Origin of the sequence: Mycobacterium sp. SMC-4 (assembly GCF_050205565.1) — a bacterium.
Classification (GTDB): domain Bacteria; phylum Actinomycetota; class Actinomycetes; order Mycobacteriales; family Mycobacteriaceae; genus Mycobacterium.
In genome coordinates this window covers 238512-252430 of sequence record NZ_JBNMQU010000006.1, presented here as the reverse complement: position 1 = coordinate 252430, position 13919 = coordinate 238512, and the positions used below count along the sequence as shown (strand labels likewise).

The window sequence follows — 13919 nt, the reverse complement described above, 5'->3', positions numbered from 1 at the left end:
CGCGGTTCGTCTTGCACTGACTTCTTCTCCTCGCGTTTTAAACCCGGGCCCGTGTCGATCCGCCGTTGCAGGAGATGACCTGCCCGACAACGGCTTCCAACGCGAAATCGGACAACAACTCCACCGCGGCGGCGATCTCATCGACCTCGCCGATGCGGCCCATCGGGATGGCTTGTGCGTAGCTGCGCTGGATCTCGGCGACGGGCACACCGGCGGCGTCGGCGTCGACCTGCAGCTGGGGAGTGTCGATCACTCCCGGCGCCACCGCGTTGACGATGATCCGCTCGCGTGCGAGCTCCCGTCCCAGCGTCTTGACCATCGAGATCAGCCCGGCCTTCGATGCGGCGTACGCGGTGGCTTCGGGCCAGCCCGTCACACCCCATTCGCTGGTGATCACGACGATGCGGCCCGCGCCGGCGCGGCGCATGTACGGCAGGACGGCCTGCACCAGGAAGAAGGTGCCCCCGAGGTTGGTGTCGACCACCTGCCACCAGTCCTCGACATCGTGATCGAGCAGTGGCGCCATCGTCATGTACGCGTGGTTGGCCACCAGGACATCGAGCCGGCCCGCGGTGGCGGCGACATGCTCGGCGATGGCGCGACACTGCTGCGGGTCGGAGACGTCGCCGGCGGCGGTCAATCCACCGATCTCGGCGGCCAGCTCGCTCAGCGCGGCGCTGTCCCGGCGGTCGTTGACCGCGACCGTCGCACCCGCGGCGGCCAGGCGCCGGGCGTGCGCGGCGCCCATCCCCTGGGCGGCGCCGGTGACCAGCGCGATGCGGCCGGTCAGGTCCGTGCTCATATCACCGCTCCCGAGTTGACGTTGACCACGTCTCCAGTGCTGAACGTGGCGTCGCAGACCAGGAATTCGACGCAGCGCGCCACTTCGACCGGGACGGTGAGCCGGCGCAACGGCAATGTCTGCAGGTATTCCGGTGCGCGGCAAGGGTTGTCGGCGGCCAGAAGCGGGGTGTCGGTGGGGCCCGGCGCGACGGCGTTGACCCGCACACCGTGAGCGGCCACCTCGGCGGCCAGGCTGCGGACCAGGCCGATGACCGCCCCCTTGGCCGACGCGTAGTGCGCGTCGTCCTCGCCACCGCCGACGGCCAGTTCACTGGCGACGGCGACCAGAGATCCGCGGGTCGCGATCAGATCCGGAAGCGTGGCGCGCGCGAGGTTGAACAGCCCGCCGAGGTGTACGCGCAGCATCGTGCGCCATGCGTCGGGCGTGATGTCGGAGACCGGAACCATCTCGTAGTGGCCGGCGGAGTTCACCACCGCGCTGATCGGACCGAGCCGGTCGCGCAGCTGCGCGACCGCCGCCGAGACCGCTGGTCCGTCCGAGATGTCGACGGCGATGCTGTTCTCGTGCGGACCGGCATGCAGATCCAGGATGCCGACGGTGTAGCCGCGCGCGGTGAGCGCCTCGACCACCGCGGCGCCGATCCCACTCGCGCCGCCGGTCACCAGAGCGACGGGTTGATCAGTCATCGGCCAGCACGGATTCGTCGTGATCGTTCGGTGCATTGATCCGGGACTTGACGCTGCTGTACAGCACCGCACCGATGATTCCGAGCACCACAATGCCGATCCACACCGACCAGTCGAGGTAGCGCTGCTCGAAAGCGGCTCGGGGCCAGGCGATGTTGAGGAACTGCAGAACCGCCCACCCGACGGCCACCACCGCGACCGGCAGTGTCCAGCCACGCAGCGAGAAGTTCGCCGGCGTCCAGGCCTTGCGCAGGACGACCACGAGGAAGCCGATCAGCGGGAACAGGAACGCGAGGTAGAAGCCGCCGGCGGTGAAGTTCACCATCAGGGAGTAGACGTCCCCGGCGACGATGCTGAGCAGGAACAGCCCGGCACCCAGCACCGTGGTCGCCAGGATCGCCACCACCGGGATGCCGGCGCGCCCGCGCAACTGGACGAGCACCTTCGCCGCGGGCAGCGCACCGTCGCGGGCGTAGGCCCAGATGACCCGGGACGCCGAGGTCTGCAGCGCCAGGAAGCTGGCCAGGAATCCGATGATGAACATGACCTGGACCGGTTTGGCGATGCCGGCGCCCAGCGCCGTGGTCAGCGTCTCGTACACCGGGTCGGCCACGGCGCCCTCGGCGACGGCGTCGAGGTCCGGGATGGCCAGGATGATCGCCAGGCTGGAGTACGCGACCACCAGGGCGATGAACGCCAGCGAGAACAGCACCGCCTTGGGCAGGTCCCGACGCGGGTTGTGCACTTCCTCGGCGATCGAGCCGGCGCTTTCGAAGCCGACGAACGACCAGCCGATGAACGCGACCGCCATCAGGAACGGCCCGCTGAGGTAGGCCCAGGCGTCGAAGTCGGCGCCGCCACCTTCGAACAGCACCGACAGCGAATTGTGGCGATGGAACAGCAGCAGCCACGTGCCGAGCACCACCGAGCCGATGACCTCGGCGATGATGCTGCCGATCATGAAGATCTTCAGAACCTGCCGTCCGACCAGGTTCACCGCGGTGCCGGCCAGCAGGATGACCAGTGCGATCCACGCCAACGTGCCACCGGAGGGCGCTTCGACGCCGACGATGTTGGCCGCGAAGCCGGCCGCACCCAGGGCGACGGTGGCCATCGCGATCACCAGGGTCCACATGTACACCCAGCCGGCGAACCACCCGTAGGTCTTGCCCAGCAGGCGTCGCGACCACTGGTAGATCGATCCCTCCAGCGGCCAGCGGGATACCAGCGTCGCGAACACCAGGGCGACCAGCAGCTGGCCGCCGAACACCAGGGCGAATCCCCACCAGAAGCTGGGGCCGGCCGCCGACAGCGCCAGACCGAAGATCCCGTAGAGCGCGACGATCGGAGAGATGAAAGCGAAGGCGAAGGCGAACGCCGACCCCAGTGAGAATTCACGGCGCAACTGCGGCTGCTGCTCAACCGGACTGACCATTGACGACATGGCTGGAACTATCACGCCGCACGCGCTGTCACGCCAGTCATAGGGCCGAAGACGCTGGCATCGCACCACAGCCGCACCTCGACGTTGAACGATCCCACAACGACAGCACCGGCTCAGATGACGCGCGCGTTACGCTCGCGGGGTGTCGGAGGCGCGCGAAGAGTCCGCTGCACCGACCCTGCGCGACCTGCTCGAGACGTCCGGGCTCGGTTTGTCGGTCCCGGAGGGACCTCCTCAGTCGGTGGACCGTCCGATCAGCTGGGTGCACACCACCGAGATGCGCGATCCGTCCCGGTACCTCCGGGGCGGGGAGCTGGTGTGCACCGTCGGGATCAGTCTGCAGAGCGACCGCGACTGTGGGGTGTTCGTCGACGCTCTGACCCGCGCGGGCGCCGCCGGGGTGTGCTTCGGGGTCGGCGACGGGCACGACGTCGTTCCGCCCCCGCTGCTCACGCGGTGCCGGGAAGAAGGTCTGCCGGTGCTGGTGGCACCACCGAGCGTCCCGTTCAGCCAGGTCAGCCGCTTCGTCGCCGAATCGTGGCTCGGTTCGGAAATCGCGGTGGCCCGCGCCACCCAGGCGCTGGTGCCCGAGCTGCTGGCCTCGCTGCGCCGGCACGACTCGCCGCGTCAGCTGCTCGACAGCGCCGGACAGATGCTGGGCTGCTATTTCCTTCTCGAACCCGACGGCAGCACCGCCCCCGACGACGATGACTCGGTCACCGTTGCCGTGCCCGGTCTGGGTGCGTTGACGTGGGTGGGACGCGGCGACCAGCCCGAGCCTGCGCTGCTGGACCTGATCGCGCGGTTCGTGCGCGCCGCGCAGGGCGAGCGCGACATCGAGGCCGCGCTCGCCCGGGAGCGGGTCGGGCAGCTGCTCTCCCTGGTCGAGCGGCGGATGCTGCTGCCGGACGCACTGAGTCAGCTGCTGGACTGGCCGGGATTCTCGGCCGGCGAGATCGCATGCTCGGCGTGGCCGCCCGGTGCCGGCGCGCTGGTTTCGATGGCGTTCCCCGAGGCGTTGATCGGCGACGCTCCTGATCTGTGCCTGATGCTGACGGTCGACGAGGTTGCGGTCTCCGACGATCTGTCGCTGCCCACCGGCCACTCCGCGCCGGTGCCGTTGACCGACATCGGTTCGGCGATCGCGCAGGCGCGCATCGCCCTGACATTGGCCGAACAGCGTGGCGGCCGCGTCGGGCCCGACCAACTCAGCACGTTGGAGAGCCTGCTCGAGCAACTGCCGCCGGCTCAACTGGTGCCGTTCAAGCAACTACTGATCGACCCCCTGGCCGAACTCGACAGCCACCGCGGCACGCAGCATGTGCGAACGCTGCGAGTCTTCCTGGCCTGCAACGGGTCACTGACCGACACCGCGAAGGAACTGTTCCTGCACACCAACACGGTGCGCCACCGGCTTACCCGCATCCACGAGATCACCGGCCGGGATCCGTTGCAGCACAAGGACGTCACCGCGTTCATGATCGGCCTGTGGGCTGCTGAGCGGGCGGAGCGTCCGTAGGCGGGAACCCGTCAGCGAGTACACGCTTTTCTGAATACAGGAAATGCTGTACTGTTGCGTCTGTGCAGACAGTCAGTCATACCGACGCGCTGGCACGCTTCGGCCATGCCCTCTCGGATGCGACGCGGACCCGGATCCTGCTCAGTTTGAACACCTCCCCCGGCTACCCCGCCGACCTGGCCGACTCGATCGGCGTCTCGCGACAGACGCTTTCCAATCATCTGGCCTGCCTACGCGGATGCGGCCTGGTGGTAGCCGTACCCGAGGGCCGCCGCACCCGGTACGAGCTCGCCGATGCGCGCATCGGAGAGGCACTCGACGACCTCATGGGCCTGGTGCTGGCGGTCGACCCGGATTGCCGCTGCGTCGGCCCCGACGGCGCCGTGTGCGGGTGCAGCTGATGCCCGCGCCGACGCACAGCGCGGTGAGCGCAGGCCGGCGGGCCGTGCTGGCCCGCCGCGTCCGACTGTTCGTCGCACTGACGATCTCCTACAACGTGATGGAAGCGATTGTGGCCCTGACCGAGGGCGCACGGGTGTCGTCGACAGCGCTCATCGGGTTCGGGCTTGACTCACTCATCGAGGTCTCCTCCGCTGCAGCGGTCGCATGGCAGTTCGCCGGGCGGGATCCGGAGGCGCGCGAGAAGATGGCGCTGCGCGTCATCGCGTTCTCTTTCTTCGCGCTGGCCACATATGTCACCGTGGACGCCGCCTCGGCCCTGCTGGGCACCGGCGATGCCGAACATTCCACCGTCGGGATCGCGCTGGCCGCCGTGAGCCTGGCGATCATGCCCGTTTTGTCTTACGCCCAGCGCCGGGCCGGGCGGGAACTCGGATCGCTCTCTGCTGTCGCGGATTCCAAGCAAACGCTGCTGTGCACCTACCTCTCGGCCGTGCTGCTGGTCGGCCTGCTGCTGAACAGCCTGTTCGGATGGTCGTGGGCAGACCCGGTCGCCGGCCTGATCATCGCCGCGGTCGCGGTCAGAGAGGGAATTGAGGCATGGCGGGGAGACAGCTGTTGTCAGCCAACACGACTCGCGGTCCCGACCACGGATGAGAACACGCCCGGCCGTCCCTGCGACACCGATTGTGAGGAACAGCCATGACCCGCCTTACCAACAGCGCACGTGCCGCCTATCGGCATGAGATGGCGGCAGCGAGAAACGCCACCACCGCTGAGCGTCGGTGGCATCACCTCGAGCGGGCCCACATCGTCTCCCAGCCCGACGCGTGGCTACATACCTGCAACCATGTCGCGATGCTCACCCTTGCGGTGCGGCAGCGCGACCGCCGGGAAGCACTCGGTCAGGTGGTGCGGATCTTTCTCGCCGCGCCCGGGTCACTCACCGGCCGATATCCCGCGGGCAATACCGGACGCACGGCCGCCGGACTGACTGTGCCGATGCCGATCCCCGAAGATCTGCGCGCAGCGCTCGCCGGTTGAAACCGGACCTGAATTTGTCGGCGTTCGCACGTATGTTCGAACTATGTCGAGTGGGGATTTGCAGGCCGCGGTCACCGCGTTGCGTGCCGCCTTCGAGGAGGTGGCCGCCTGTGATGTTGACCTGTTGACCCGACCCGAACTCGTCGACGCCCTCGACGAACTCGAGACGTTGGGGTGTCAGCTGCCCACAATGAGCCACCGTCTACTGGCTCGCCTGCAGGCCGAGGCGACACCCCAGTCGATGGGGGCCAAGTCGTGGAAAGAAGTGCTGACCGTGCGCTGGCGCATCTCGGCGCGTGAGGCGCGCCGACGGTTGGCCGAAGCCGCGGTGTTGGCGCCGCGGCAGTCCTTGATCGGACCGGCCCTGCCGCCGACGCTGCCGGCCACCGCGGCCGCCCAAGCCCACGGGCTGATCAACGCCGAGCATGTCGAGGTAATCCGTCGGGCTGTTGATCGGTTGCCCGGTTTCGTCGACACCGCCACCCGCGAACAGATCGAACTCGATCTGGTGCGCACCGCGGCCGGGGTCGGTCCCAAGGAACTGCATGACGTCGCCGAGCGGGTTCTGTTTCTGTTGGATCAGGACGGCCCCGAACCTGATGACCCCGAACGTGCTCGTAAACGCGGAATCTCGCTGGGTAAGCAGCGCGACGACGGAATGTCGGCCATTTCCGGGGAGTTGACTCCCGAGGCTCGGGCGGTGTGGGAAGTGATCTTCGCCAAGTTCGCCGCACCCGGGATGTGTAACCCCGATGACCCGCAACCGTGCACCTCGGGCACACCGTCGCAGGAACAGATCGACAACGATTACCGCAGCCTGGCCCAACGTCAACACGACGCGCTGGTCGCGGTCGGGCGTATCGCGTTGATGAGCGGTGAGCTCGGTCAACTCAACGGTTTACCGGTCTCGGTCATCATTCGTACGACGCTGCAGGACCTGGAGTCCCGGGCCGGGGTAGGCACCACGGGTGGCGGCACGGTGCTGCCCATCAACGACGTGATCCGGATGGCCGGGCACGCCCACCACTACCTGGCGGTGTTCGACCGCGCGACCGGATCCGCGCTGAATCTGTTCCGCACCCGGCGGATAGCGTCACCGGCGCAGCGGATCATGCTCATCGCGCGTGACGGCGGCTGCACCAAACCCGGCTGCACCGTCAGCGCCTACGGCTGCCAAGCCCACCACGGCTCCGCCGACTACTCCAAGGGCGGCAACACCAACGTCGACGAACTCGGACTGGCCTGCGGGTGCGATAACCGCAGCGTCGACGAGGGCGGCTGGAGCACCCGAATCAACGAGCGCTGCGAAGTCGAATGGATCCCGCCACCCGAACTGGATACCGGCCAGGCCCGGGTCAACTACTACCACCAACCCGAACGACTCCTTCGCCCACCTGAGGAACCAGAACCGCACGGCGACAACGAATCCGGCGCGTCGCCGGAGCCCGCGGACGACCCGGTGGACGACTCAGTGCTCGACGACACGGAGTCCGGCGCTCCGCCGGCCGACGATCCAGGCGAACCCGGCGGACCCGCACCACCGGGAGGCCGGGTGGCCTGACGGCCGTGGACTTGGACTGGAACGCGCCGCCGCGTGCGTTTCGCAAATCCACCTAGCCATACGCGGGATAGCGGTTCTCCCAGAGCGCGAGTTGCTCTGCGCGGTGGCCGTGTGCGATCGCGGGCTCGGGACCGAGCAGCATCGTGGGTCCGCCGGCACCGTCGTAACGCTCCCAGGGCTCTCCCCCGCGAATGAAATCCAGCCAGCGGTCCTGAACCGTGTCCGACATGTGCCGGGCCGCCTCGTCGACACCGGCCAGCGCAGGCGCGGCGTCCAGATTGCCGAAAACCAAAGCCAGGCAGGAATCGTGGCACGCCCCGAAGCCAGGACGAGGAGAGGGCCATTGCAGTTCGTACCGGAAGACCGGGTTCCCGCGTCGGGCGTGGGCGGCGACGAACTGCTCGGTCGGCGCGGTGAAGTGGTAATCGGTGACCATCGCGCTGGCGATATCCCGAGGCTCGGGATGGTCAGCGCGGTACGTCGCCACCACCGCGTCGGGGTCGTGATCATCCCCGGCCAGGGCATGCGCCCTCTCCCGGAGGTACTCCTCGGTGAAGACGCCCTCGTCGAGCGCGGCGTCGAAGATCCGCCACTCGTCGCGCGTCGTACCGGCGAGGATCGGGATCCCCGGCAAGTTGCGATTCCGCGCCACCACCAACGGATGCTCAGCGATGACGTCCCCGTCGATGCAGGGATGGAACGGACCCTGCGGCGGCACGAATCCGGTGTCGATGTGGCGTTGCGCGGCAAGGATTTCCTCGACACTCGGCTCACTGGTGCACGAGAGGCCACCGAGTTGCGCCGCGACGGCCGAAGCGGCCGCCGTAGAGCGGACGCGCTCCAACCCGCCGCTCTGCAGGATCGCGCGGTCGAAGAGATCACACCCTGCGGCGAGCATGGCCGATATCGCGATCGCACCGGAAGATTGCCCTGCCACCGTGATGGCGGTCGGGTCGCCACCGAAAGCACCGATTTGTTCCTGTACCCACTGCAGCGCGTGCTTCTGGTCACGCAATGCCAGGTTCGTGGAGTCGACACCGTGCCAGTCAGGCGCGTAGAGGGAGCCCAGCACCCCGAGCCGGAAGTTCAGCGTCACCACCACGATGTCGCCACGCCGGGCCAGCCGCGAGCCGTCGAGCAACGGCGCCGATCCGTGGCCCTGCGCCTGGCCGCCACCGTGTAGGAAGACCAGCACGGGCCGACGCTTGTCGTCGACCGCGGGGGTCCAGATGTTGAGCGTCAGACAGTCCTCGCTCATGGTCAGGCCGCGCTTGGCCAGCCGCTCGGGCGAGATGTCCTGCGGCGCGATCGGCCCGAATGCGGTGGCGTCGCGCACGCCGGTCCAGCCGGCCACGGGTTGTGTTGGGCGCCAACGGCGTTCGCCGGTTGGCGGCGCAGCGTACGGCACACCGCGGAAGACGACGACACCTTCGCCGGTATCACCGCGCAGCGCTCCGTACGTGGTGCGCGCGACTGCGTTCACGGGCGCATCGGCCTGGAGGTTCCGGTCAGAGGGAATTGCCGCCCCATCTCGCCGCTGAGCACCTGGGTCATGAAGTCGCGACCCTTGAAGCTGACCACCTCCACGCGCAGCCCGGTACGCGCGTCGCGCAGGTACGCGACGCCGGCACCGGTGCGCTCCAACTCCCACCCGTCGTCCTGCAGCCGCGCGACGTCGTCACGCCAGCGCGCGGCGTAGTAGCCGACGTGGTGAGGGCCGCCGAGCTTGGGTTCGGCGAAGATCGAGTCCGCGACATCGACGACCTCGATGAGTTCCAGGTAGGGCGGACCGGACGTGGAGAACGCGATGCGGACAGACTGGTCGTCGGTGGAGCCGTTCGGACGGGTGAAGCCGCTGCGCATCTCGAACGGTGGCGCCCACGTGATCTGCATGGTCTTGCCGAGTACCTCCATGGCGAGCAACAGGTCCGGGACGAGGTGGCCTACGTGGTAGACGTTGTCGAAGGCGGACGCAGCGAGCGTCTCGAGTTTCGGGTCCATGTCAGATCCTGTACCTGTCGCGGATGGCGTCGAAGCGAGCATGCAGTTGCGCTGCCCGCTCTTCGGGAGTCACGCGCCGGGTGCCGGCGGGCAGCACGGTGTCCAGGTCGGCGGCATTCACCACCTTCGTGCTGACCTCTGGCAGCCGACGGCTTCCGATCACGCGCATCGTGAGGTAGCCCTCGCTGAAACGTTGTGTGTCGATCCAGTTGTGCACACCAGGGTCGTTGTGGGCCATCACCATTCGCACGCGACCGTCGGCGTCGATCGCCGATCTGCTCGGCGTGTAGCTCACCTGCCGGTACAGGTAGTCCATGCTGTTCCAGAACGCACCCATGTTGGTCAGCATCCAGAACTCTCCTTCGTCGGCGAACTCGAAGATCAGTGCTTCGTCCGGCCCGAGCCGCCACGGCATGGTGACGATGAGGCGACCACGACGCGCGTCGCGTTGCTCCGCCGTGCCGGCGAAGCGCGCGTCGGGAAACACGTTGGGCTCGGGCTCGCCGAACAGGGAGCCGATCTGCAGTTCGCGGTCCGGCCAGTCCGTCATCGCCCCGGTGAGGAAGTCGCCGGCCCAGTGCATCGACGCGATCAGATCCTGTGGCGTCGGCACCGGGCGTGGCTCGTCCATGTCGATGCGCTCGATGCTGAACTGCGCCGAACGTTCCGCCCAGGAGTCGAAACCCTGTCGCATGAACAGTTTCCGCGAGCCGGGGGTGGTCGGCAGCCAATTCGGTTCGCGCCGTGAGCCTCCGACATAGAGGACGAAGCTGCCGTCGGGCTCGATGACCAGGTCCTCGCCGGTGATGTTCGCCTCGGGGGTGTCGCCGAAGGGCTCGTGCAGGTTCGGGTGATCGGCGCCGTAGTAGACGTCCTTCTCGGGTCGCGGTCCTTGCACGGTGAAGTTGAGGAAACGCGCCGTGCCCCGGTCACCGGTGATCCGGTAGGTCGATGCGCCGTCGATCCACGCCTGCAGGTAGACGAAGTCCGCGTTGTCACCGCCGAGCTTGCGGGTGGGCCCGCAGAACGGATGGATCATCGGGTAGCGGGTGTTCTTGGTCTCCAGCGCGAGGTCGTAGGCCTGCCCGAGGTTCTGCGTCAGGTAGCGGAACGCGTCGGCGCGCTGGAGAGAGTTCGCCGGAGAGGTGTCCTTGAACGCGAGATCTCCTGCCGCCCTGAGCCGGTCGCAGAATTCATGCCACGCCGCCCGTAGTGCCTCGTCGTCAGAGGTGTCACCGAAGGCCATCAGCGTCTCGTCTCGATGTCGACGCCGAACCGCTCGCGGTAGGCGGCGAACTCGTCGTGCAGTTCCTGCACGGGCACCGGCAGGACGTCGGTGGAGTAGGTGAACTTGCCATACCGATCGCTGCGGTTGGTGACGAGGTAGTCACGCATCCCCTTCTCGGCTTCGGCCGAGAACGGTACCCCGGCGAAATCGTAGAAGCCGCCGATCGTGGCAACCGGGTCGGCGACGAAGTCGCGGTAGCGGACATGGTGGATGCGCGGGTCGTCGACGAGCGGGTCGGTGAGGTAGGCGTGGAAGTTGGCCCGGGACCCTTCGATCGTGTCCTTGGCGTACTGGTTCCAGTCCAGTGCGCCGGCGAGGCTCTCGTTGATCTGTCCGAAGGCCACGATCTGGGACGCCAGCACCTGCACGGGGTCGCGGTGCACCCAGACGATGCGGGCGTCGGGGTAGGTGTCGAACAGCGCCTTCAGGCGCCGGCCGTGAAAGCCTTTGAGCACCCAGCGCTTCGGTGGGCGGGTGTACTGGATGTGCTGCAGCATCATGTGGTGCAGCGCGTACTGCGCGTGATGGTCCTGCGGAAAGTTCTGGATTTTCATGGGGACTCGCCACCAAGCGCTCGGGTTCATCGCGCGGAAGTCGAAGGCCCACGTGCGTTCGCACTCGGGCAGCCCGGCGCCGAGCAAATCGTTGTAGGGGTGGCTGACGATCCACGGCGGGATGCGGTCGAGGATCTCCCGCCAGTCGGCATCGGCCTGCGCCCGGCGTGGGTCGTCGGCGCTGTGTTCCCCCGTCGCTTCGCTCGCCCCAACGGCCGGACCCGGCGGCGGCGAGGGGTACATGACCTCCCAGAACCGCAGCGCGCGTGAGTCTTCGTCCTCGGCGAGCAGGGCATGCAGCAGCGTGGTCCCCGACCGCGGCTCGCCGGTGGCGAAGAGCGGAGCGGTGATCCGTTCGTCCGCGAGCGGTAGGCGCGCGCGGTCAGCGATGAAGTGCAGGCGGCTCGTCAGCAGGCCGTCGATCGTGAATACGGCTGCCCGCGAACCGGTGTCGTCGAGTCCGGCGCCGTTGAGCCGGTCGACGACGAGTGCCACGCGCTCTGGCAAGGTGTCGTCACCGAAGTCGGTCAGCCCCGTGGATTCCTTGGCGTCGGCGATCAGGACGTCGGCGTCCAGAAGTGTCATGGTGTGCTTCCTGTGAGTTGCAGTAGTGCGTCCTCGACCTCACGGACGTTGCGTGCCGATGCGGCGGCGTAGGCCTGGCCGGCCATTCCGCTGTAGTCGAGCACGGACACGACCCGGGCGCCCGCCGCACCGAAGTCGGCGATCTGCGCGGCGACCTGTCGGGGTGTGCCGTGCGGGACGACGGAGAGGATCGCGGCCGGATCCACCTCGTCGAAGAGCCGGAGCAGCCGGTCGCGGGTCAGCACGCGCGGGTCGATGTCCTGGATGCCGCGCCAGTGCTCCCCCATCGGATGGCGGTGACCGGCGGCTGCCAGTGCGTCGGCCGTCAGTTGCAGCACCAGCGATTTCACCAACGGTCGTTGCATGATCTCGTCGAGTTCGTCGGGCTCGCCGACGAGGCAGACCACCATCTTCGCCGGGGTGATCGCCTGCGGATCACGTCCGGCTCGTTCGGCCGCTTCCCGAATGCGCGCCAACTGACCGGCGTACGTCTCGGGCCCGGCGCTGCCCGTCGGCCACCAGCCGTCGCCGAACTGACCCACCAGTTCCAGCATGCGGGGGCCGTTGGCGCCGATCCAGATCGGTGGCGGGCCGGTGTGGTGCAGGTCGGTGTCCAGGCGGGCGTGCTCAAGCGTGAAATAGTGCCCGGCGAAGTCGATCGGCCCGTCGGTGCTCCAGAGCAGGCGGATCAGCCGCAGCGCTTCGGCGAACCGGCTGACCGTGCCCCGGTGGTCGAAGCCGTACGGTGCCAGGTTCTCGCGCTCGCCCGCACCCAGCCCGAGGATGAACCGGCCGTCGGAGAGATGGCTCAGCGTGAGCGCCGACTGGGCCAGCATCACCGGGTGGCGGCGGACGGTGTCGAGGACGCTCGTCGCGAGGCGAGCGCGGGTCGTGCGGGCCGCGACGGCACCGGCGAGGGCCAAGGTGTCCAGGTAGCGGTGCGGCGACGGCGAGACTTGCGCGAGGTCGGTGAACTCCGGCGTCCAGATCGAGTCCGGCCAGAAGCTCACGAGGTGATCGGGCAGCCACAGAGAGTGGTAGCGGCCGTCATCGAGGGCGTCGAGCCGGCTGAGATCCAGCGGCAGCGTCGTCCGGAAGAACGCGGCCAGCTCCAGAGGCATGCAGCGGAAGCTACCCGAGGATCAGTGGTTACGTCCCGAGATTGCTGTGCATCTGCTCAGCGCTGGCGGCGTTATTCCGCCTGGCGAAAATAAGGTTCGACAGTGCCATTGAGCTTCACGACCATGGGGTTTCCGCGACGATCCTTGGCGGGCACTTCGACGCGCACCCAACCCTCGGCCACGTCGTACTCGTGAACGTTGGTTCTCTCGACGCCATTGAAGCGAATGCCGACGTCCCGGCGGAGCGCCTCTTCGCTATAGAAGGGGCTGTTCGGATCAATGGAGAGGTGATTCGGTGGAACGTCGGTGCTCTGGTCCTCGGACATGATGGCTTTCGGTAGATGCTGCGTCGGTCTGGGGTGGAACCGCTGTGAACCTACCCGACGCTAATCGCGCGGCCGATTTCTTGGCTGCGCTGTCCCTGCTGCTATAGCCGCTTCCTCGGAAACCGGCTCAACCAATCAGAGTATCAGTGACGTCCACCAAATTACGCGGGATCGCGCAAGTCGGCGCGGCCCAGCACGCGCTGAGCTTCTGCGACGGCTGCGTCCCCCTACTTGTCTCGCTGCGGCGCCTTCAAGGAATGCTTGGCAAGCCTGCGCATCCTTCGGTAAAAATACTGCAACTTAGCCGGATCGTCAGTGGGCAGAATTGACTCGCCGTGCGGAGTCGGGTTTAACTCCTGGATGATCCCTGCGGCCATTCGCACCCTGTTATTATCTAGGATGTTCTCGCTCGGACCATATTCATCATCTACACCCAATTCGAAGTAGAGTGATTGTACGAATATTTCACCCTGGGGCGGATCCCATACGGCACCCGGCTTTTCATTCTCCAAGGCGCGCGCGCCGAACCGCAGAATGCCGTCCGACCATTGAGAGTTGTCGCTATCTGACGTCGCTCCCATATATT

At 67.4% G+C, this 13919-nt stretch carries 15 protein-coding genes; 5 read left to right on the top strand and 10 right to left on the bottom strand.

Going from position 1 to position 13919, the window contains the following annotated elements:
• Nucleotides 1-37 precede the first annotated feature (37 nt).
• The 3 genes from ACQI46_RS13150 to ACQI46_RS13140 are packed head-to-tail and all read right to left on the bottom strand — an operon-like array spanning nucleotide 38 to nucleotide 2935.
• Nucleotides 38-802 (bottom strand): SDR family NAD(P)-dependent oxidoreductase, encoded by a 765-nt coding sequence (locus ACQI46_RS13150; protein ID WP_427094433.1) that lies wholly within the window; start codon nucleotides 800-802, stop codon nucleotides 38-40.
• On the bottom strand, nucleotides 799-1491 hold the full coding sequence (locus ACQI46_RS13145; RefSeq protein ID WP_427094432.1) for an SDR family NAD(P)-dependent oxidoreductase: 693 nt from the start codon (nucleotides 1489-1491) through the stop codon (nucleotides 799-801). The genes ACQI46_RS13150 and ACQI46_RS13145 overlap by 4 nt, the downstream gene beginning before the upstream one ends.
• Nucleotides 1484-2935, bottom strand: coding sequence for an APC family permease (locus ACQI46_RS13140; RefSeq protein WP_427094431.1), 1452 nt, complete (start codon nucleotides 2933-2935; stop codon nucleotides 1484-1486). The genes ACQI46_RS13145 and ACQI46_RS13140 overlap by 8 nt, the downstream gene beginning before the upstream one ends.
• Before the next feature lie 142 nt (nucleotides 2936-3077).
• Between ACQI46_RS13140 and ACQI46_RS13135 the strand changes: the two genes are divergently transcribed.
• From ACQI46_RS13135 to ACQI46_RS13115, 5 genes are all read left to right on the top strand, one after another.
• Nucleotides 3078-4454, top strand: coding sequence for a PucR family transcriptional regulator (locus ACQI46_RS13135; RefSeq protein ID WP_427094430.1), 1377 nt, complete (start codon nucleotides 3078-3080; stop codon nucleotides 4452-4454).
• A gap of 62 nt (nucleotides 4455-4516) precedes the next feature.
• Nucleotides 4517-4855, top strand: a complete 339-nt coding sequence (locus ACQI46_RS13130; RefSeq protein WP_427094429.1) for an ArsR/SmtB family transcription factor — start codon at nucleotides 4517-4519, stop codon at nucleotides 4853-4855.
• The gene (locus ACQI46_RS13125; RefSeq protein ID WP_427094428.1) at nucleotides 4855-5559 is read left to right on the top strand and encodes a cation transporter; all 705 of its coding nucleotides are present in this window, start codon (nucleotides 4855-4857) and stop codon (nucleotides 5557-5559) included. Before ACQI46_RS13130 ends, ACQI46_RS13125 begins: the two co-directional genes overlap by 1 nt.
• On the top strand, nucleotides 5556-5897 hold the full coding sequence (locus ACQI46_RS13120) for a DUF3703 domain-containing protein (RefSeq protein WP_427094427.1): 342 nt from the start codon (nucleotides 5556-5558) through the stop codon (nucleotides 5895-5897). Before ACQI46_RS13125 ends, ACQI46_RS13120 begins: the two co-directional genes overlap by 4 nt.
• A gap of 43 nt (nucleotides 5898-5940) precedes the next feature.
• A complete protein-coding gene (locus ACQI46_RS13115; RefSeq protein ID WP_427094426.1) occupies nucleotides 5941-7458 on the top strand; it encodes an HNH endonuclease signature motif containing protein in 1518 nt (505 codons plus the stop codon).
• A gap of 52 nt (nucleotides 7459-7510) precedes the next feature.
• Here the strand turns inward: ACQI46_RS13115 and ACQI46_RS13110 are convergent, their stop codons facing one another.
• The 7 genes from ACQI46_RS13110 to ACQI46_RS13080 all read right to left on the bottom strand — a co-directional run bounded on the left by ACQI46_RS13110 (nucleotide 7511) and on the right by ACQI46_RS13080 (nucleotide 13914).
• Nucleotides 7511-8941 carry a carboxylesterase/lipase family protein gene (locus tag ACQI46_RS13110; RefSeq protein ID WP_427094425.1) on the bottom strand — a complete coding sequence of 477 codons (1431 nt, stop codon included), beginning with the start codon at nucleotides 8939-8941 and terminating at the stop codon, nucleotides 7511-7513.
• A complete protein-coding gene (locus ACQI46_RS13105; RefSeq protein ID WP_427094424.1) occupies nucleotides 8938-9459 on the bottom strand; it encodes a VOC family protein in 522 nt (173 codons plus the stop codon). Before ACQI46_RS13105 ends, ACQI46_RS13110 begins: the two co-directional genes overlap by 4 nt.
• 1 nt (nucleotide 9460) lies before the next feature.
• Nucleotides 9461-10705 carry a DUF1214 domain-containing protein gene (locus ACQI46_RS13100; protein ID WP_427094423.1) on the bottom strand — a complete coding sequence of 415 codons (1245 nt, stop codon included), beginning with the start codon at nucleotides 10703-10705 and terminating at the stop codon, nucleotides 9461-9463.
• Nucleotides 10705-11886, bottom strand: a complete 1182-nt coding sequence (locus ACQI46_RS13095; protein WP_427094422.1) for a sulfotransferase family protein — start codon at nucleotides 11884-11886, stop codon at nucleotides 10705-10707. The genes ACQI46_RS13100 and ACQI46_RS13095 overlap by 1 nt, the downstream gene beginning before the upstream one ends.
• A complete protein-coding gene (locus ACQI46_RS13090; RefSeq protein WP_427094421.1) occupies nucleotides 11883-13007 on the bottom strand; it encodes an LLM class flavin-dependent oxidoreductase in 1125 nt (374 codons plus the stop codon). The genes ACQI46_RS13095 and ACQI46_RS13090 overlap by 4 nt, the downstream gene beginning before the upstream one ends.
• Nucleotides 13008-13078: 71 nt before the next feature.
• Nucleotides 13079-13333, bottom strand: coding sequence for a DUF3297 family protein (locus ACQI46_RS13085; RefSeq protein ID WP_427094420.1), 255 nt, complete (start codon nucleotides 13331-13333; stop codon nucleotides 13079-13081).
• 227 nt (nucleotides 13334-13560) lie between these two features.
• Complete coding sequence (locus ACQI46_RS13080; RefSeq protein WP_427094419.1) at nucleotides 13561-13914, bottom strand: hypothetical protein; 354 nt, start codon at nucleotides 13912-13914, stop codon at nucleotides 13561-13563.
• Between the last annotated feature and the right edge of the window lie 5 nt (nucleotides 13915-13919).

Excerpts from the sequence above, each read along its gene's own strand:
- ACQI46_RS13085 (WP_427094420.1), bottom strand. The coding sequence starts at position 13,333 with ATGTCCGAGGACCAGAGCACCGACGTTCCACCGAATCACCTCTCCATT.
- ACQI46_RS13115 (WP_427094426.1), top strand. The coding sequence starts at position 5,941 with ATGTCGAGTGGGGATTTGCAGGCCGCGGTCACCGCGTTGCGTGCCGCC.
- ACQI46_RS13090 (WP_427094421.1), bottom strand. The coding sequence starts at position 13,007 with ATGCCTCTGGAGCTGGCCGCGTTCTTCCGGACGACGCTGCCGCTGGAT.
- ACQI46_RS13150 (WP_427094433.1), bottom strand. The coding sequence starts at position 802 with ATGAGCACGGACCTGACCGGCCGCATCGCGCTGGTCACCGGCGCCGCC.
- ACQI46_RS13080 (WP_427094419.1), bottom strand. The coding sequence starts at position 13,914 with ATGGGAGCGACGTCAGATAGCGACAACTCTCAATGGTCGGACGGCATT.
- ACQI46_RS13145 (WP_427094432.1), bottom strand. The coding sequence starts at position 1,491 with ATGACTGATCAACCCGTCGCTCTGGTGACCGGCGGCGCGAGTGGGATC.
- ACQI46_RS13100 (WP_427094423.1), bottom strand. The coding sequence starts at position 10,705 with ATGGCCTTCGGTGACACCTCTGACGACGAGGCACTACGGGCGGCGTGG.
- ACQI46_RS13120 (WP_427094427.1), top strand. The coding sequence starts at position 5,556 with ATGACCCGCCTTACCAACAGCGCACGTGCCGCCTATCGGCATGAGATG.
- ACQI46_RS13105 (WP_427094424.1), bottom strand. The coding sequence starts at position 9,459 with ATGGACCCGAAACTCGAGACGCTCGCTGCGTCCGCCTTCGACAACGTC.
- ACQI46_RS13095 (WP_427094422.1), bottom strand. The coding sequence starts at position 11,886 with ATGACACTTCTGGACGCCGACGTCCTGATCGCCGACGCCAAGGAATCC.
- ACQI46_RS13140 (WP_427094431.1), bottom strand. The coding sequence starts at position 2,935 with ATGTCGTCAATGGTCAGTCCGGTTGAGCAGCAGCCGCAGTTGCGCCGT.
- ACQI46_RS13125 (WP_427094428.1), top strand. The coding sequence starts at position 4,855 with ATGCCCGCGCCGACGCACAGCGCGGTGAGCGCAGGCCGGCGGGCCGTG.